This window comes from Bradyrhizobium sp. Ken01, from assembly GCF_055807355.1.
Map to the genome: position 1 here is coordinate 1 of NZ_JBVVPC010000006.1, position 17,187 is coordinate 17,187.

Sequence of the window (17,187 nt, forward strand, 5' to 3'; positions counted from 1 at the left end):
TCCACGATATCGAACCCCATCCGCTTGAACGCGTCGCTGATGGCAGCCGCGTCGTTGTCGGGATTAGCCAGCCGCGCAACGCTCTGGTAGTCGGACACGCCAAGGACCAGCGCCACCCGCTTGTCGGCCTGCGCAGTCGAGGCCGCGACCAGCATCAGGGCAGCCGCCAGCGCAACGCGGCCGGCCAGACGCTGCAGGCGTGACATCGGAGCCGGGAGGATCAATCCGACCATGGTGCAGGCTTCAATCCGTCAAGGAGGCCCTGGGCTGGCTCCGGGAAGATTTCGAGGGTCTCCTCCCGTAAGTCAACCCGTCTGTGGCCTATCTCACTTCCCGGTGCCGCCGTGGGCGTCAGGCCGAACCTTCGGCGGAATGGCTGCGGCCGACGAAGCTCGACGTGATCAAGGGGCCGTATCAGCAGTTCTACAAGAACAATGCCGATACCGCGCGCATCTGGTGCAGCGACTGCCGAGCCCGCCCATACCGCCGGACAAGCCGACCGCGACGAAGCAGTAGGCATCGCGTCGGGAACGCCAGACCGATGCCTTGCGCACCCAAGATCTTGCGCCCCCATGATTATGGGTGTCGCGGCGCCCGCACCGCAGCTAAACTTGGCCCTGCGCCGCGGGGGACACGCGGTGCAGGACGATGATCATGACCAAACAGGGCGAGACGGGTGAAGCCATCACCATCCTCCTCGTCGAGGACGACGCGCCGACCTGCTGGCGGCTCCACGACGCGCTGGTCAAGGCCGGCTACGAGGTGCGCAGCGCCGGCACGCTCGCGGAGGCCCGCGCCGGACTCGGCGAGCGGGCGCCGCGCGTGCTGCTTACCGATCTGCGGTTGCCCGACGGCCACGGCGTCGAGCTGATCCGCGAGACAAGGCAACGTTTTCCCGACACCGAGATCATGGTGATCTCCGCGCTCGGCGACGAGGAGAGTGTGATCTCCGCGATCACGGTCGGCGCCACCGGCTACCTCCTGAAGGATGCGTTCCCCACTGATATCGCCACCACCGTGCGCGATCTGGTCGCCGGCCATTCGCCGATCTCGGCCTCGATCGCCCGCTTCATCGTGCGCAGAACGCAAGGTACCGCGCAGAATTCAGCCGAGCCTCCGCCGGGTCCCGCGCTCAACACCGCAAGGCTCACCCCACGCGAGATCGACATCCTTTGGGGCATCGCCAAGGGTTTCAGCTACGCCGAGATCGCGAGCCATCTCGGCCTCTCCAGGCAGACCGTGCCCGGCCACATCAAGAACATCTATCGCAAGCTCGAGGTGCACACCCGCAGCGAAGCGGTGTTCGAAGCGGTGCAGCAGGGCCTGATCAAGCTGTGAGCGAGATCGCGGCGAAGGCAACGGTCAAACCCGCGCGGCGCCGGCTGCTGGTCTCGCGCCTCGTGCCCTATCTGCTGCTCCAGGCGCTCATAGTGGTCGCGACCGTCCTCGGGCTGCGGCTGCTCCAGCCCAGCGACCCCGACGACTTTGCACTTGGCGAATTTTCGCTGCGCGAGGACGGCGTGGCGCGTCCCGTAACGCTGCCGCATTTCACGTCCTCACGCTATTCCCTAGCCGACCCGCCGCTCTATACCGGCGCCTTCACGTTCCGCCGCGGCGATGTGGCGTCGGGATGGTCGGTATTCCTGCCGCGCTTCAGCAACGCGGTGGAAGTCTCAATCAACGGCGTCGTCATCCTGGATTCCCGACGCGATGCCAACGCCAACCGGCCCGACCGCAACACTCCGCAGATCGGGGCGATCCCGTCCTCGCTGCTGCGCGAGGGTGCGAACGAGATCACCGTGCGGCTGTTGGTTTGGGGACCGCTCAAGGGCTTCCTCGACACCGTCTATGTCGGGCCGGATGCGGCCTTGCGGCCGGCCTACGAGACACGCACGTTGATGTTCGTCACGTTGCCGGTGGTGTTCTCGGCCTGGCAGTCGATCCTCGCCGTGATCCTGGCGATCATGTGGCTGATGCGCCGCCGCGAGCCGGTTTACGGCGTCCTGGCCGTGGCGATGGTATTCGGCGTAGTGCAGGCCTTCGCGCCGCCACCGGTGCCCCCCGTCAACACGTCCCGGCTCGCCGCGGTGTTGCTCGCGTCCGCACCGATCGAGAGCGCCCTGGTCGTCGTCTTCGGCGTGCTGTTCTTCGGCTGGCGCTGGCCGCGTTACGGCATGCTGCTGTTCGCGCCGGGGCTCGTCGTGTTCGGTGTCGGACTGATCGCCGGCCCGCCGCTGCCGCGCATTCTGTTTCTCCTGTTGGGGATTCCCACTGTCGGTCTCTGCCTGCTCCTGATGGCCTGCGTCACTACCGCCGCGGTGGTGCGGCGGCAGGACGCGGCAAGCTTCACGCTCGGCTGCGCGGTGACGATCGTGCTGATCTGCTGGGTCCATGACATCCTGTCGGTGTTCGAGATCGTGACCGACGAGCGCATCTTCCTCTCGCGCCTGTCCTATTCGGCGATGCTGGTCGCGATCGGCGCCGGCTTGACCTGGCGGTTCGCGCGCGCGCTGAACCAGGTCGACAGCTTTGCCGACCAGCTCGTGACGCGCATACGCGAGGCTGAGGAGCGGCTGAAGGCGAGCTTTGCCCGCGAGGAGGAGCGTGCACGGGCCGCCGCGCTCGCCAATGAGCGCACGCGGCTGATGCGCGACCTGCATGACGGCCTCGGTGGCCAGCTCATCAGCATCGTGGCACTGTCCGAGCGCGGGCACGAGGGTGCGACCATCACCGACGCCGCCCGTGCCGCGCTGAAGGACCTCCGCCTCGTCATCGACTCCATGGACGACATCGGCGGCGACCTGATGCTCGCACTCGGCTCCTGGCGCGAGCGCGCGACCGCGCAATTGCGACCGCACGACATCGCGCTGGACTGGCACGTGGCCACGCCGCAGGGGCTGCCGCTGCATCCCGAGCTCAGGCCATGGCATGTCATCCAGATCGTGCGCATCCTCGACGAGGCCGTGACCAATGCGGTCAAGCACGCAGAGGCCCGCCGCATCGCGGTCACCATCGAGACGGTCGACGAAGGTCAGGGACCGTACGGTGTGATCAAGGTCGCGGATGACGGCAAGGGCTTTGCGAACGGTGCTGCGTCGGTCGGCAGCGGCGGAGCCACCGACGCGAGCCAGACCGCGCGCGGCCTTCGCAACATGAGGAGCCGTGCCGCGCGCTGCGGAGCGATGCTCGATCTGAGCTCGGATTCCTCAGGCACGCGCGTGCGGCTGCAATTGCCGCAGATTTTCCCCGACAGCGGTGCCGCCGTCGGCTGAAAAGCCCCCTCTCCGAACGTGTGGGACGCGCGGAGAGAGGGACGGGCCGGATGATTTGCCTGCGGAAGACGGGGGGGGGGTCGTCCGCAACGCTCCTTCGCCCGAACTCTTTCGTCTTTCTCAGCGCACGCCGACGCGGTTGACCGGACCACCGCGATTCATCGGCGTGCCCGCGCGCACGCCGACACCGGGCGCACCGACCCCGGGTGTCGCGACCGCGACCGCGGCGGCCGGCGCAACCACCACTGCCGCTGTCGGCCGCACCACGCAGCCCTTGGGTATGCCGACCGTCTTGCAATAGACCACCGCCTGCGCCGGGCTCGTGCCCAGCGAAACCATCACCACACCTGCCAGCGCCAAAATCGTCAGCCCGGCGCTCAGCGCTCCCGCTCTTTTCGACATCTTGCTCTCCTGCTCCCGTTCGGCGTCCCGATGCAATCACCGGGTCTCGCCGCCGACGTGCAGCCTGAATGACAAAAGACGGCGCGCTGATACATGCCATGAAAATGGGGGTACGGCGGCGGGACGGGCTAGCCGATGCCATGAATATGGCATGGACCCGCGCCCGGCGCTCGCGAGATGGTCCGGCCCGCTTGATCCCAGGCGGGACCAACGACATTCCCAAGGAGGTGTTTTATGAAGATTTCGGTTCTTGCCGTGCTGCTGCTCGCCGCTACCGCCCAGACCGCCGTTGCGCAATCCGGTCCGACGCCGCAGGAGCAGATGACGTGCCGAAGCGACGCGAGCAAATTCTGCGCCGAACACATCGGCAAGCCGCCGCAGATGAATGCCTGCCTGCGCGAGAACAAGTCGAAGCTTTCGGACGGCTGCCGCAAAGTCGTGGAGTCACACGGCGGGTGAGCGTACTTCCTTCTCCCCCTTTGCGGGCGAAGGTGCCCGGCAGGCCGCCTCGCCAAAGCACAATCTTGCAGGCGCTCCGCGGAAGGTCCCCGCGGAGCGCCATGAATGTGCGACAGTATCTTCGTAGGCGCCCACTCGGCCGGCTGCGTGCTGGCCAACCGGATGCCTTCATTGCCGACACCGCCTAATCGTCGGAACCATCCTTGTCCGGCGCAACCACGCCGGCGTCCTGTCGTGCCTTGCGGGCTGCCTCGTCGGTGATCTCGCGCGGCGTCGGCGCACGGTCGGGTCTTTTCCCGCTTCCGGCGCCGCGTATAGCCGCGCGCAACTCCTCGGCCCTGCGTTTGCGGGCCTCCTCATCCTCGGCGTTCATGCGTGATACCTGGTCATAAAGTCAGTCAGCAGTCCAGGATCACACTTAATGACGACCGGAGCGACGACAAGCCTTCAGCCGCCGACCGCCTTGATTGCGGCCCGCAGTGCGTCGGCCCGGCTCTTGAATGGATCATTCCTGGCCGGCTTGCCCTTGAGCGCGCGCATGGCGAGCTTGGTATTCGGGCCGCGCTTATCGTGTGCGCGCGCCCGCGCGGCTTCTGTGTGACGATCGATGGCGGCGCGCACGTTGCTTCCGCTCGGCTGGAAATCCTTGATCGCACCGTCGACTGCCTTGGCGCCGGAGAACCAGTTCCGCTGCCACCATGTCTTGGTCGATGGCTCGTACCAGCTCAAATAGCCATCCTTCAGGACTTGCCGCGGCGCCTTCAGCTTGCCGCTGTAGCTGTACCGGACGCCATCCACCCGCATCGGATCGAAATAGTTCGGGGTGTAGAAATCGGAAACGAGCACGCCGTTGATGGTGTAGGCACAATCCGTGGCTTCACAGGGATCGCATACCTCGACCAGGAACTTGACGCGCCCTTGTCCTTTCACTGGCGAGTCTCCGGCGACCGTGCGCCGGCCAAACGGATCGGCCAGCATCTCCAGGCATTCGTGACTTGCGGTCAGCGACCATGCCTCGTCGTATTGGACGAGCGAGTAAGGCTGGCCATGTTCGTCCTCGTGATAGCCCGCGGCCGTGGGGTCGCCGATATTGTCCTTGATGATGATCGGCCAATAGTCGAGCGGCACCTCTTCCAGTTTCTCGTACGCGGCAACGTCTGCATTGATTTTCCAGATCGGGCCGAAATCGCGGGAGACCTGCTTGGACAAGGCGCCCGCGACTTTCGCGAGCTGTGCCGGCGTGATCTTCGATTGTTCGGTGACGAGGGCAACATGAGCGGTCAACATGAAAAGCTCCTATGGAAATGCCACGATCGAAATTCGCAGGGACGGCGTCCCTGGCGATGCAATCCGGCGCAACGGCAATATCGATGCACCGTACAACCACGAAGAAACGTTGAAATACTATTCAATCGCAAAGCAGGTGACAATGCCTTTTCGGTGCGCGCCCCCGGGACAGGGCGAAACGCACTCATATCGTGGCGTCAGGGTCACGCTGCCGTGGAGCTAATCGTCGTCGCCGAATAGCCTGATCTGCGGAAAGCCGCCGCGCGGCCTGCTCGGGACCTCGCGCGCATCGGCATCTTCGCGGATGTTTCGCGCGACGTCGTCCCAATCGGTGCGGTCGCGCATCGCACGCGGCTCGCGGGAATCGTAACGACGGCGCTCGGCCCAGCGCTCACGGCGCTCCGTCCGGCGCCGTTCAGACGTGGCGCGCTTGACGTCAGAATCCCTGGCCTTGGCATAGGCGTTGTCGGATGAGGATGACGGCTCTGTCGATGCTTGTCGCTCGGCAGGCTTTGCGACTTGCGGAGGCGATGCCGGTGGCGGTTTCGGGGGCTCCACCGCGGCCGCTTGCGAAGGCTGCTGCGCTGGCTGTTCAGTGTTGGCTTGAGTGGTCTGCGTGTCGGGCTTCACCGCTTCGGACTTTGCCTCAGGCTTGGACTCGGATTTGGCTTCGGCCTGCGCTGGCGCGGCGACCATGGCGCCGAAGGCTTGCGAGCCGGTGAGATATTGCAGGCGCTCGGATGGCGCGTCCGTCGTGGCGGGCTTGGCGTCAGCGCGCTGCGCGATCTTGCTGGTATCAGGCCCCTGCTTGGGCGACACCGGATTCATGATATTGCCGGCGACAATGCCGCCGCCGAGACCAATGGCGATGGCTGCGACGATGGTTCCTGCACCGACGAAATAAGCTGTCGAGGCGCGCATTGGTCCACTCCCTCTTTGGAGCGAGCAACGCTTGTCGATTGCCTGATGTTCCCGATACAGGCGCAGTTCCGGACGGAACTTGCGCGTCAGATCTGCTGCGCCACCTTCTCAAGCCCGATGATGCGGGCGAGCTTGCGCACTTCCTCTTTCTGGTCGTCACGCAGCTGGAACAGCAGCGGCATCGCGGCCGACTTCAACTGCTGGACCTCGTCGCAATTGGGATCAATCGGCACGCCCTGCACGTTCGGATTGGACAGCTTGTTTGCCGAGATCTTGCGGACAACGTTGCGCAGCGCGGTTTCGACCGAGGGCCAGTAATATTCCTGCGACGACGACAACTTCAGGCGGTCCCTGATGCCCGCAATCTGCACGTCGGACAGCAGCGAATAAGATTTCTGCGGCTGCGGCTTGACGACGACCTTCGGCTTGACGGGGACTTCGACGGCAGGAATCTCTGCAGCGGCCGGAGCCTCGTTCACACTCGCCTTGGGCATCGGGAAATCGGATGGCGTGGCGGCGGCAAACGCCTGGCGCAGCGGCTCGGTCAGCACGGGCATTTGCGAGAGCTTGTCGGCCGGTACCTGGACCGGGTCGATGGCAGCCGAGGCTAACGCCAGCGTCGGAACCAGACGGTCGGCCTTGGCGGCCCGATTGGTTGCAAGCGGCTTGGGTGGCGGCGCCTGCGTGATCATTTCGGCGCTGACGCTGGGCACGCTGTCGCGACCGAGAATGGCGGTAGTGGCGGCGCCGAGGACAAGGAAGCAGGTCAGCACGACGATGGTGATGGCTTTCGACAAACGTCTCTCCGCAACCGGCTTCAAGTCCACGTGATCACTGCCCGGAAACTGGGCGAAAATTAAGGCTTAACCGTGCCATCGCGGCGGCAATCGCGCGGACTGCGGCGACATGATCTAGAAAGCTCAGCAAAATCAGGCAGCTAGCGCCAGATCGTAAGCGTCTTGGATGTCGGCCACGATCTCCGAGGCCTCCCAGACTCCACGCGGCTCGACCGACTGCAGCGCCACGGTCCAATTGCCGCCCCGGCGGGTGCGGGGGACGCTGACGATGTCGAAGCGCACGTTGCGGCACAGCGGATGGCGGGCGAGCGCATGGGCTACGCGAATGCGAATTTCATCCAGCGAAGCCGCCGTCTTGGCGTTGAGAAAGTCGAAGTCCATCGCCTGTCCCTCTCGGTCCTGATTGGCGCCTGAGGGGATTCTGGGCGATCGATGGTTAATCTGCCGTTAAGTGTGGGGCTGCGGAGCCATGCGGGATTAACTTTGACCGATGCGACGGTATCTCCTTCCCTCTCCCGGTTCTTCCGGAAAGGGACACGGGTCTACCGCTCCACCGCCTCACGGTATTCCGCGAGCGTTGATGCGACGAGATCGTCAACCGCGAGCACATCGGTCACGCCGGATGTCGAGTGCCCACCGCTCCAGATATCGCGCCAGCGCTTTGGCCGGTTCTCCCGTGCGGTAACGTCGATGTCCTTGGCGATGTCGATGGCCCCGCGCGCCGGCAGGTCGTCGGGATCGAGACCCGCGGCGACGATCGACGGCTTCAGCATGCTGGTTTGAAGTCCCGTGAACGCGGTGGTCAGCAGGATATCGTCGGCGCTGCTCTCGACCAGAAGCCGCTTGTAACGATCATCCGCCATGCTCTCGTGGGTCGCGATGAACTTCGTGCCCATGTAGCCGAGATCGCAGCCGAGCACTTCGGCCGCGCGCAATGCGTGGCCATCGCTGATGCCACCCGCGAGCACGATGATGCCATCGTAGAACGCGCGCACCGCGCGGACGAAGGCGAACGGGTTGAGCCAGCCGGTCTGCCCGCCCGCGCCCGCAGTGAGCAGCACGAGTCCATCGGCACCTGCTTCCGCCGCGCGTTCGGCGTGCCGGATCGAGCCAACATCCGCAAGCACCAATGCGCCGGCGTCGTGCAGCGGCTTCAGCACCGGCATGGGGGAGCCGACCGAGGTGATGACGATCTCCGGCCTGTGGTGCAGCAATACGGCGAGATCCTGCTCCAGCCGTGCATTGGAGCGGTGCACGATCAGGTTTGGGCAAAGCGGCGCGGCCTTACGGCCGGTTTGATCTTCATGCCGCAGCAGCCGCGCTTCGATGTTGGTGAGCCATTCATCGAGCTGTTCGGTGCTACGGCAATTCGCGCTGGGGAAGCTGCCGATCACGCCGTTGCGGCAGGCGGCGACCATGAGCTCGACGCCCGACACCAGAAACATCGGCGCGGCAATCAGCGGCAGCGCGAGACGACCATGGAAACGTTGCAGCCGATCTGACGTCACGCATGCCTCCCTCGCGCGGGCTTTGTCGTTCCATCCCGCATTCCCTGTGCTAGCGTCGCGTAAACATTGGCACGCCAGAAGCCGATGACAAAGCAGCGAGGAAACATATGTCCGATCCGCTCCACGCATCGTCGCCGAGTTGCGCGCAGGCGCTGCGGGCACTGTCGCGCTATCCGGGCCGAACTGCTTTCGCCTGGCCCGGCGGATCGCTGAGCTATCAGGGCACCATCGACCTGATCGGGCGCATCCAGGCCGTGTTCATGCGGCTTGGATTGCAGCCCGGCGCGCGGGTCGCCTTCCTCACCGCGAACCGCGCCGACACCTGGTGCGCCGGCGTCGCCGCGCAATTGTCGCGGCTCTGCGTCACCTGGCTGCATCCTTTGGGATCGCGGGGAGACCAGATGTTCCAGCTCGAGGATTCCGAGGCCGAGGTGCTGGTGGTCGATGCGGCCGCCTTCCGCGATCGCGGCGGCGAGCTCGCTGCGCAAGCGGGCTGGCTCAAGGCGGTCTTCACCATGGGACCGGCCGACTATGGCGTCGACCTCTTGCAGGCGATCGAGATCGAAGGCCATGCCAGCGCGCATTGCCTCGCCGGACCCGACGATCTCTCGACGCTGAATTACACCGGTGGCACGACCGGCAAATCCAAGGGCGCGTTGCGCTACCACCGCGAAAATGCCGGAGCCGCGGCCGCGATCCTTGCCGACTTCGAAATCCCCAATGGCGCGCGCTACCTCGCGGTGGCACCGATCAGCCATGTTGCCGGCACGAAAGTGCTGCCGACCCTGATGCGGGGCGGCACCGTTCACATGCTGAAGGGTTTTGATCCTGAGGCGGTACTGGCGGCGATCGCGCGCGAGCGCATCAACTTCACGCTGTTCGTGCCGACCATGATCTATGTGCTGCTCGATCATCCCGCATTGAGCAGGACTGATCTCTCCTCGCTCGAGCTGGTGCTCTACGGCGCCTCCGCGATGTCGCCGAGCCGGTTGATCGAGGGCATCGAACGGATCGGGCCGGTGTTCTCACAACTCTACGGTCAGACCGAATGCTATCCAATCTCGGTGCTGCGCAAAGCGGATCACGATCCCAAGACGCCCGAACTGTTCCTGTCTTGCGGCTTCCCGATCGCGGCCTGCGAGGTCCGGATCCTCGACGACAACGATCAGGAAGTGGAGACGGGCGAAGCCGGTGAGATCTGCGTGCGCGCCCCCCACGCGATGGCGGAGTACTGGAAGCGGCCCGACACCACCGCCGAGACGCTCAAGAACGGATGGGTCCATACCGGCGACATCGCGCGCAAGGACGAACGCGGTTACATGTTCATCCTCGACCGCAAGAAGGACATGATCGTGTCCGGCGGCTTCAACATCTTTCCGCGGGAAATCGAGGACGTGCTGTCACAGCACGCCGATGTGGCCATGGTCGCTGTCGTCGGCATTCCCGACGAGAAATGGGGTGAAGCCGTGACTGCCATCGTCGTGCCGCGTGAAGGCGCTAGGCCCGATGCCGACGAGCTGATCAACATGGTGAAAACGCGAAAGGGTTCGGCTCACGCGCCCAAGCAGATCAAGTTCGTCAGGCAATTGCCGATGACCGGCGTCGGCAAGGTCGACAAGAAAGTGCTGCGCGCGGAATTCTGGAGCGGGCGGGACCGGATGGTGGGGTAGCTCCTGCCCGGGACGCCACGCAGCTCACGCCGCCCTCACCGCTTCTCGATCACCAGGCTTTGCACGGCTCGGCCGAAATAGCCCTGCCGGTCGGCGAGCCGCGACATCGCAAGCCCGGCGCCATCGGGACCGATCCAGGAATCGCCGTCGAGCAGGATCCATTCGCCGATCGGCTGGCGCGCAAAGCTCACGGTGAGGTCGGCGTTGATATAGGTCCAGGCGCGGAAATCGAGCGACGAGGCGGTGCCGTTGGAAAAATCGGCCGCGACCACGGCGCGCATCGCCTGCGAGATCGCTTCGCCTGCGATCAGGGGATGATCGACGCGAAACCAGATCGCGCCGGCGCCGGCTTGCCCGAAGCGGCCGCGCGCGGCGCGCATCGAGACTGAACGTACGAACGGGCTGGTGGCGGCATGACCGTCCTCGAGCAGCGAGTCCTCCGGCGACGGCAGCGTAACAGGCAGTGCCTTGATATCCTCGGGCAGGGTCAGCGCCTGGCGCTTGATCTTGAGCACGGTGGCGCCGACCACCTGTACGCCGTCGGCGAGCAGCTTGACCCCACAGAGCTGGATCTTGCGGCCCTCGCGCAAGATCTCGGTCGAGATCGTGAGTGGGGCCACCGGCACCGGGCGCATCAGGTCGATGGTGACGCGCGCGATGTCCATTGCAACTGGCGTCGGAATGCGCTCAGCCGCCCACGTCACCAGCGAGGCCGGCGCCGAACCGTGCTGCATACGCCGGTCCCACGGGCCCGCGGCATCCGGGCTGGTGACGACGCTGTCGCCGTCGACACGGTAGATGGGGGTCATCGTTTCTCCGTGATGCACATCCGGCGCTCAGCAAGAGCTGGCGCCCGGCCCAGTGCGCAATTGCGCACAAGGCCGGGACGACGAAGCTCACAACGGCGGATCGATTGCCTCGTCGTATTCCTTCTTGAAGCGCGCGATCATTTCGGCGGCTGGCACGATACCGTCGATGCTGCCGACGCCCTGGCCTGAACCCCAGATTTCCTTCCAGGCTTTTGGCTTGGCGCGCTCGCCGGAGGCGTCGGTGCCGAAGTTCATCTTCGAGGGATCTGACGTCGGCAGGTTCTCCGGATCCATACCGGCGGCGAGAATCGACGGCTTCAGATAGTTGCCGTGCACGCCGGTGAAGAGGTTGGAATAGACGATGTCGTCGGCCGTCGCGCCCGCGATCATCTCCTTGTACTTCTCGACCGCATTGGCTTCCTTGGTGGCGATGAAGGCCGAGCCGATATAGGCAAAGTCGGCGCCAAGAATGCGCGCGGCGCGAATCGCCTTGCCGTTGCCGATCGCGCCCGACAGCGCGATCGGGCCGTCGAACCATTTTCGCGTTTCGGCGACGAACGCCAACGGCGAGATCGTGCCGGCATGGCCGCCGGCGCCCGCTGCGACCAGGATCAGGCCGTCGGCGCCCTTCTCGATCGCCTTGTGCGCAAACTTCTGGTTGATCACATCGTGGAAGACGATGCCGCCCCAGCCGTGCACGGCCTGATTCAGCTCCTCACGTGCGCCGAGCGAGGAGATGATCATCGGCACCTTGTACTTGGCGCAGAGCTGCATGTCGTGGTCGAGCCGGTTGTTCGACTTGTGCACGATCTGGTTGACCGCAAACGGCGCCGACGGCTTGTCCGGATGCGCGCGGTCGTAGGCCGCGAGCTCTTCGGTGATCCGCGCCAGCCACTCGTCGAGCAGCTCCGGCGGCCGCGCGTTCAGCGACGGAAACGAGCCGACCACGCCCGCCTTGCACTGCGCGATCACGAGATCGGGCACCGAGATGATGAAGAGCGGCGAACCGATCACGGGGATCGACAGGCGTCCCTTGAACAGGGCAGGCATGGACATTGCGAGACGATCCTCTATTGACGGTCACATCGAAGTTGGGGGCCATACCAACAAGGCAATCTTTCCACTGTCAAGTATTGCGTTTTGGCGCCGTGGAGGACGCCGTTACCGCAATTCCAAGGCGCGGAATTCAGCGCGGACCGACGACATCACGCAAGCAAATCCGGATTGATCAGCCGCTCGAACGAGAACATCTCGTCCCATTTCTCCTGGGTCAGCAGCTTGCGTTCGACCACGACGATCTGGTGCAGCGACTTGCCGCTCTTGTAGCCCTCGCGCGCGATCTCGGCACATTGCTTGTAGCCGAGCAGCGGCTTCAGCACCGTGACGATGCCGAGCGAATTCAGCACCATGTTGCGGGTGTGCTCCGCGTTGGCGGTGATGCCGACCACACAGTTCTCGCGCAGGCTGTTGACCGCCCGCTCCATGGTGCGGATCGAGAAGAACAGCGCGAACGAGATCACCGGCTCCATCACGTTGAGCTGGAGCTGTCCGGCGGATGCCGCGAGCGTCACGGTGGTGTCGAGCCCGATCACGAGGAAGCTGGTCTGGTTGACGACCTCGGGGATCACAGGATTGACCTTGCCGGGCATGATCGAGGAGCCCGGCTGAAGCTGCGGCAGGTTGATCTCGTTGAAGCCGGCACGCGGGCCCGAGGCGAGCAGGCGGATGTCGTTGCAGATCTTGGTCAGCTTGCTCGCGGTGCGCTTGAGGACGCCGGAGAGCTGCACATAGGCGCCCGTATCCGACGTCGCCTCGACGAGGTCGCCCGCAAGGATGAAGTCGACGCCGGTGAGCGCGCTCAAATGCCGGACCGCGAGCTTGGGATAGCCGTGCGCCGCGGTGACGGAGGTGCCGATCGCGGTCGCCCCGAGATTGATCTCGCGCAGCAGCGCGCGGGCCTCGGAGATGCGATCGACCTCCTCGCCCATGGTGGTGCCCCAGCCGCGGAATTCGGCGCCGAGCGACATCGGCACCGCGTCCTGGAGATGCGTGCGGCCCATCTTCAGCACGCGCTCGAACTCCCGGCCCTTGGCGAAGAACGCCTCCTGGAGCTGGCGCAGCGCCGTCATGTAGCTCTCGAGCCGCAGGATCAGCGCCAGCCGAAAGGCGGTCGGATAGGTGTCGTTGGTCGACTGGCCGTAATTGACGTGATCGTTGGGGCTGACGTGCTGGTAGTCGCCCTTCGCGAAGCCGAGCGATTCCAGCGCGAGATTGGCGATCACCTCGTTGGCGTTCATATTGGTGGAGGTGCCGGCCCCGCCCTGGATGAAGTCGGTGACGAACTGGTCCATCATATCGCCGGCGATGACGCGATCGCAGCCCACGATGATCGCTTCCGCGACCTTGGTGTCCACCGCGCCGAGATCGCGGTTGGCCATGGCGGCGGCCTTCTTGACGTAACCGAGCGCCTTCACGAAGTAAGGCTCCTGGTTCATCGGAATGCCGGTGATGTGGAAGTTCTCCTTCCCGCGGATGGTCTGGACGCCGTAGTAGATGTCGTCGGCGATCTCACGCTGTCCGAGGAAGTCCTGCTCCGTGCGGCTCATGGGCGCTCCTTGCTTGCTCGCGCGCGTCCTCAGTTCTGGCACAGCGCGCTGGTGACGAAGGTGTCGGTGCGGCAGTCATCCGGTTTGCGTTGCCTGCCCGGGATCAGAACCTTGGCCGAGCACTTTTCCGCGGAGTCGGCATTCAGGCTCTTGCCTTCCGTGTAGCCCTTGCTCTGGCAGAGTTTGTCGGCGGCGAGCTTGCAGTCGGGCGCGCCATTCGACGAGGCCGGGCAGGCCACGCGTCCCGACACCATGGTCGACGGCTTGGCCAGGCGCGACAAGTCGTTCATGGTCTCGCTCGGGCTTTTGATCGGCGGCAGGATCGAGGCAGCTTGTCGAAGAGCTTGCCCATTTCGTTGATCAGCCCGGGATTTTCTTCATGCGCCGGCGGCGACGAAGGGGCTGTCGAGGGCGCCGGTGCGGCCTGCGGTCCTTGCTCCTGCAAGCCGAGCGCCGGCGGCGCGGATTGCGGCCATCCGGCACCGCCGGTACCCAGCAGGAGCGAAAGCACCGCAAATGTCAGCGTGCCCAGCCGCAAGACCGGATTGCCGGATCGAAGCATCATGACGGCAACCGTAGCCGAACGAGGCGCGGCGGCAAAGCGCCTTTGGGGTTAGATCAATTTGACTGCGACGACAAAGCCGAGCACGAGCACCGCGGCGCCGATTGCCACCACCAATCCGAGATGCTTCTCGATCTTGACCCGGATCCAGTCGCCGTAGCGGTTGAGCAGGATCGCCACGATAAAGAAGCGCCCGCCACGCGCCACGATCGAGCATAGGATAAAGAGCCCGATATTGTAGCCGGCAAAGCCGGACGTGATGGTCACGAGCTTGTAGGGGATCGGTGTCAGGCCCTTGAGCAGGATAATCACAGCGCCCCATTCGGCATAGGAGGCGCGGAAGGCGTCGACCTTGCCGCCGAGGCCATAGACCTCGATCAGCCAATGGCCGACCGAATCGAAGAGCAGCGCACCGATGGCGTAGCCCAACAGACCACCCAGCACCGACGTCGCAGTGCAGATCGCCGCATAGACCCAAGCGCGTTGCGGACGCGCCAGTGACATCGGGATCAGCATCACGTCCGGGGGGACGGGAAAGAAGGAGCTTTCAGCGAAAGCCACGGCGCCCATGATCCAGAGCGCGTAAGGCTTGTGAGCGGCGTCGATGCACCAGTCGTAGATACGTTTCAGCATGGCGCCGCGATGAAGCACCATGGGACGGATTTGTCCATGCCGAGATGGGACCGATTTGTGCCAATACTAGTGGCGCTTGCGCGCGCTGCGGCCTTCAAGCGCGACGATTGGCCGCCTCGCGGCGACACGCGGTGACGCAACTTTGGGCAGTTTCATCGCCGACTTCGGCAGCTTCTCGGCGATGCCGAGCATGTCTTCACGCCGCGTCATCTCGCGCCAGACGTCCTCGGGGCGCACGCCGGCGGAGGCCCAGAGCACGGTCAGATTGTAGAGTAGATCGGCGCTTTCCCGGATCACGGCTTCGCTATCGCCGTTGACCGCATCGATGACGACCTCGATGGCCTCTTCAGCAAGCTTCTTCGCCATTTTTGACGGGCCGCGCTGAAACAGCCGCGCGGTGCGCGATGTTGCCGGATCAAGGTCCCTGGCCGCGAGCACAGCCAGATATAGCCGCTCAAGCGAATCACTCATGTACGCAAAGCTACTCTAAACCCATAGCGGGGACGTTAACGCACGACAACAAAAGCAAAAAGCCGGCCGTCGCGGCAAGAGCGACGGCCGGCTGGTCCACACTTGCTAGCCAAAGCTAGTAGCAAGTCGAAAGGTTACCTTGGCCGCCCTGCGCGGACTGGTATGGGCCGCCGCAACGGTGATACGGGCGCGGACCGATATACGAGTCGCCGCCGTAATAGACCGGACCGTCGTCGTAGTAGACCGGGCCGCCGCCGTAATAGGCAGGAGCATCATAAGCGTAGGCGTCACGGGTCGCTGCGATTGCGAGGCCGGTGCCGATAGCACCGGCAATGGCCGCTCCGGCAAAGGCCGCGCCGCCGCCACCATGCCAATGACGGCCGCCCGCGTATGAAGCGGTCGGAGCCATTGCGGTCAGCGCCAGCACCGCGGCGGTACAGAAAACGGCCTTACGGCCGACAAATCCCGAAAATCTATCAAACATGTCCTGGACCCTCCTTGGGACCTCGAATGGTGCCTGATGACAGGCTCGTGTCTCTCAAACACCCGCATCCCATGTTGGGTTCCCCAACCCCAACACAAGCTGAACGGGGTTGCGTGATCGTGACGCAACCGCCGCTCATCCGCCGTTCATATTAGCGCAAACAGAGTGCTCCGCCCGCTGACGCTGCGAGCGTCACAAAACCACAATAATGCGGGACCGGCGCGACCGATGTTCGGATTCAGGACCACTGCCCTTCGCTGCCTGCCGGCCCTTGCAATCTTGCTTGCCGCGCTGACGGCACGCGATGTCTCGGGGACCGAGACCGCCGCACCCTCTATTGCGATCCACTTCACCTTCGACCGCCCGATCGATGCGAGCATGGCGCCGTTCTTTCTCGCCGCAAAGGACGGAAGCTTCGGCGCCGAACGTCTCAACGTCTCCTTCAGCAGCGCGGCCGGATCGCCGGAGGCGCTTGCGCGCGTCGCCAAGGGTGACAGCGAGCTCGCGCTCGTCGACATCAACGAGCTGATCCGCTTCCGCGACAAGGATGCGACACCGGTCAAGGCGGTGTTCGTGCTGTTCAACCGCGCGCCCTACGCGATCGTCGCCCGCAGGAGCCGTGGCATCCACCTCTTGTCCGACCTGGACGGCAAGACCGTCGGCGTTGCCGATAGCGATCTGTCGATGCGGCTGTGGCCGGCGCTGGCGCAGCAGAACGGCATCGACACGGCTCACGTCAAATTCCGCAAGATCAGCGCCGCGGTACGCGAGCCGATCCTCTCCGCGGGACAGGTCGATGCCGTCGCCGGCTTCAGCTATCTCTCGGCAGTGAACCTGCGCGACCGCGGCGTACCAGGCGGCGATCTCGTCGCGCTTCGCTATGCCGACTATGGTTGCGAGGCCTATGGCTTTGCCGTCGTGGTCAACCCGGCTTTCGCCGCGGCCAAGCCGGACACCGTGAAGGGATTCGTTCGCGCATTGATCGCCGGCATCAACGCGACCGTGAAGGACCCGGCGCGCGCGGCGGACGAGGCCGCGAGCCGCATCGAGGACGGCGACCGCGAACTCGAGCTGGAGCGCCTGCGCACCGTCCTCGTCGACAACATCCTGACCGACGAGGTCCGTCGCAACGGCCTCGGCGACATCGACCCGGCGCGCATGGATCGCTCGATCGACCAGATCGGGCAGGATTTCAAATTCCGCAAACGGCCCGCGGCGGGCGACATTTTCGACGGCGGGTTCTTGCCGCCAGTCGCAGGGCGGTTGATCAACTGAGCAAAACCGACAGCTTCCGCTATATCTCACG

19 protein-coding genes and 1 pseudogene are annotated in these 17,187 nt (G+C 64.7%); 5 read left to right on the forward strand and 15 right to left on the reverse strand.

Annotated elements, in window-relative coordinates; genetic code table 11:
* On the reverse strand, positions 1-233 hold a 233-nt coding region (locus tag AC0L3S_RS08280; protein WP_473266190.1), incomplete at its 3' end, for a caspase family protein.
* 421 nt (positions 234-654) lie between these two features.
* Here AC0L3S_RS08280 and AC0L3S_RS08285 point away from each other — a divergent pair.
* Entirely contained in the window at positions 655-1,338 is a 684-nt protein-coding gene (locus tag AC0L3S_RS08285; RefSeq protein WP_473266191.1) for a response regulator, read from the forward strand.
* Entirely contained in the window at positions 1,335-3,272 is a 1,938-nt protein-coding gene (locus AC0L3S_RS08290; protein WP_473266192.1) for an ATP-binding protein, read from the forward strand. Before AC0L3S_RS08285 ends, AC0L3S_RS08290 begins: the two co-directional genes overlap by 4 nt.
* A 120-nt stretch (positions 3,273-3,392) precedes the next feature.
* On the opposite strand, the gene AC0L3S_RS08295 is transcribed toward AC0L3S_RS08290, so the two are convergent.
* Entirely contained in the window at positions 3,393-3,674 is a 282-nt protein-coding gene (locus tag AC0L3S_RS08295; RefSeq protein ID WP_473266194.1) for a hypothetical protein, read from the reverse strand.
* Positions 3,675-3,908: 234 nt separating this feature from the next.
* On the opposite strand from AC0L3S_RS08295, the gene AC0L3S_RS08300 reads away from it, so the two are divergent.
* Entirely contained in the window at positions 3,909-4,133 is a 225-nt protein-coding gene (locus AC0L3S_RS08300) for a cysteine rich repeat-containing protein (protein ID WP_473278693.1), read from the forward strand.
* A gap of 184 nt (positions 4,134-4,317) precedes the next feature.
* Here AC0L3S_RS08300 and AC0L3S_RS08305 read toward each other — a convergent pair whose 3' ends face one another.
* The 6 genes from AC0L3S_RS08305 to AC0L3S_RS08330 form a co-directional block, all read right to left on the reverse strand.
* The gene (locus AC0L3S_RS08305; protein WP_473278694.1) at positions 4,318-4,506 is read right to left on the reverse strand and encodes a hypothetical protein; all 189 of its coding nucleotides are present in this window, start codon (positions 4,504-4,506) and stop codon (positions 4,318-4,320) included.
* Positions 4,507-4,580: 74 nt separating this feature from the next.
* Positions 4,581-5,420: a hypothetical protein gene (locus AC0L3S_RS08310; RefSeq protein WP_473278695.1), complete on the reverse strand. Its 840-nt coding sequence runs from the start codon at positions 5,418-5,420 to the stop codon at positions 4,581-4,583.
* Between the two features lie 219 nt (positions 5,421-5,639).
* Positions 5,640-6,341: a hypothetical protein gene (locus AC0L3S_RS08315; protein WP_473278696.1), complete on the reverse strand. Its 702-nt coding sequence runs from the start codon at positions 6,339-6,341 to the stop codon at positions 5,640-5,642.
* 86 nt (positions 6,342-6,427) lie between these two features.
* Positions 6,428-7,138, reverse strand: coding sequence for a hypothetical protein (locus AC0L3S_RS08320; RefSeq protein ID WP_473278697.1), 711 nt, complete (start codon positions 7,136-7,138; stop codon positions 6,428-6,430).
* Between the two features lie 132 nt (positions 7,139-7,270).
* Positions 7,271-7,519 (reverse strand): hypothetical protein, encoded by a 249-nt coding sequence (locus AC0L3S_RS08325; RefSeq protein ID WP_007615367.1) that lies wholly within the window; start codon positions 7,517-7,519, stop codon positions 7,271-7,273.
* A 161-nt stretch (positions 7,520-7,680) separates the two neighbouring features.
* Positions 7,681-8,646 (reverse strand): NAD(P)H-dependent flavin oxidoreductase, encoded by a 966-nt coding sequence (locus AC0L3S_RS08330; protein ID WP_473278698.1) that lies wholly within the window; start codon positions 8,644-8,646, stop codon positions 7,681-7,683.
* Positions 8,647-8,753: 107 nt separating this feature from the next.
* Here AC0L3S_RS08330 and AC0L3S_RS08335 point away from each other — a divergent pair, with 107 nt between their 5' ends.
* A complete protein-coding gene (locus tag AC0L3S_RS08335; RefSeq protein WP_473278699.1) occupies positions 8,754-10,316 on the forward strand; it encodes an AMP-binding protein in 1,563 nt (520 codons plus the stop codon).
* 35 nt (positions 10,317-10,351) lie between these two features.
* Here the strand turns inward: AC0L3S_RS08335 and AC0L3S_RS08340 are convergent, their stop codons facing one another.
* The 7 genes and pseudogenes from AC0L3S_RS08340 to AC0L3S_RS08370 form a co-directional block, all read right to left on the reverse strand.
* On the reverse strand, positions 10,352-11,125 hold the full coding sequence (locus AC0L3S_RS08340) for a thioesterase family protein (protein ID WP_473278700.1): 774 nt from the start codon (positions 11,123-11,125) through the stop codon (positions 10,352-10,354).
* 87 nt (positions 11,126-11,212) lie between these two features.
* On the reverse strand, positions 11,213-12,181 hold the full coding sequence (locus AC0L3S_RS08345; protein ID WP_473266210.1) for an NAD(P)H-dependent flavin oxidoreductase: 969 nt from the start codon (positions 12,179-12,181) through the stop codon (positions 11,213-11,215).
* Between the two features lie 149 nt (positions 12,182-12,330).
* Complete coding sequence (locus AC0L3S_RS08350) at positions 12,331-13,731, reverse strand: aspartate ammonia-lyase (RefSeq protein WP_473266212.1); 1,401 nt, start codon at positions 13,729-13,731, stop codon at positions 12,331-12,333.
* Between the two features lie 29 nt (positions 13,732-13,760).
* A pseudogene (locus tag AC0L3S_RS08355) lies at positions 13,761-14,296 on the reverse strand (hypothetical protein).
* Positions 14,297-14,344: 48 nt separating this feature from the next.
* Positions 14,345-14,947, reverse strand: a complete 603-nt coding sequence (locus AC0L3S_RS08360; protein WP_081747784.1) for a YqaA family protein — start codon at positions 14,945-14,947, stop codon at positions 14,345-14,347.
* Between the two features lie 45 nt (positions 14,948-14,992).
* Positions 14,993-15,397, reverse strand: coding sequence for a phosphoribosyl-ATP diphosphatase (gene hisE, locus AC0L3S_RS08365; RefSeq protein WP_473266216.1), 405 nt, complete (start codon positions 15,395-15,397; stop codon positions 14,993-14,995).
* A 115-nt stretch (positions 15,398-15,512) separates the two neighbouring features.
* Complete coding sequence (locus AC0L3S_RS08370; protein ID WP_473278701.1) at positions 15,513-15,881, reverse strand: hypothetical protein; 369 nt, start codon at positions 15,879-15,881, stop codon at positions 15,513-15,515.
* 228 nt (positions 15,882-16,109) lie between these two features.
* Between AC0L3S_RS08370 and AC0L3S_RS08375 the strand changes: the two genes are divergently transcribed.
* Positions 16,110-17,156 (forward strand): ABC transporter substrate-binding protein, encoded by a 1,047-nt coding sequence (locus tag AC0L3S_RS08375; protein ID WP_473278702.1) that lies wholly within the window; start codon positions 16,110-16,112, stop codon positions 17,154-17,156.
* The last annotated feature ends 31 nt before the right edge of the window (positions 17,157-17,187 follow it).

Bases quoted from the DNA above. Each gene is read 5' to 3' on its own strand.
- AC0L3S_RS08285 (WP_473266191.1), top strand. From the start codon at position 655: ATGACCAAACAGGGCGAGACGGGTGAAGCCATCACCATCCTCCTCGTC.
- AC0L3S_RS08295 (WP_473266194.1), bottom strand. From the start codon at position 3,674: ATGTCGAAAAGAGCGGGAGCGCTGAGCGCCGGGCTGACGATTTTGGCG.
- AC0L3S_RS08300 (WP_473278693.1), top strand. From the start codon at position 3,909: ATGAAGATTTCGGTTCTTGCCGTGCTGCTGCTCGCCGCTACCGCCCAG.
- AC0L3S_RS08305 (WP_473278694.1), bottom strand. From the start codon at position 4,506: ATGAACGCCGAGGATGAGGAGGCCCGCAAACGCAGGGCCGAGGAGTTG.
- AC0L3S_RS08310 (WP_473278695.1), bottom strand. From the start codon at position 5,420: ATGTTGACCGCTCATGTTGCCCTCGTCACCGAACAATCGAAGATCACG.
- AC0L3S_RS08315 (WP_473278696.1), bottom strand. From the start codon at position 6,341: ATGCGCGCCTCGACAGCTTATTTCGTCGGTGCAGGAACCATCGTCGCA.
- AC0L3S_RS08325 (WP_007615367.1), bottom strand. From the start codon at position 7,519: ATGGACTTCGACTTTCTCAACGCCAAGACGGCGGCTTCGCTGGATGAA.
- AC0L3S_RS08335 (WP_473278699.1), top strand. From the start codon at position 8,754: ATGTCCGATCCGCTCCACGCATCGTCGCCGAGTTGCGCGCAGGCGCTG.
- AC0L3S_RS08340 (WP_473278700.1), bottom strand. From the start codon at position 11,125: ATGACCCCCATCTACCGTGTCGACGGCGACAGCGTCGTCACCAGCCCG.
- AC0L3S_RS08345 (WP_473266210.1), bottom strand. From the start codon at position 12,181: ATGTCCATGCCTGCCCTGTTCAAGGGACGCCTGTCGATCCCCGTGATC.
- AC0L3S_RS08350 (WP_473266212.1), bottom strand. From the start codon at position 13,731: ATGAGCCGCACGGAGCAGGACTTCCTCGGACAGCGTGAGATCGCCGAC.
- AC0L3S_RS08360 (WP_081747784.1), bottom strand. From the start codon at position 14,947: ATGGTGCTTCATCGCGGCGCCATGCTGAAACGTATCTACGACTGGTGC.
- hisE (WP_473266216.1), bottom strand. From the start codon at position 15,397: ATGAGTGATTCGCTTGAGCGGCTATATCTGGCTGTGCTCGCGGCCAGG.
- AC0L3S_RS08370 (WP_473278701.1), bottom strand. From the start codon at position 15,881: ATGTTTGATAGATTTTCGGGATTTGTCGGCCGTAAGGCCGTTTTCTGT.
- AC0L3S_RS08375 (WP_473278702.1), top strand. From the start codon at position 16,110: ATGTTCGGATTCAGGACCACTGCCCTTCGCTGCCTGCCGGCCCTTGCA.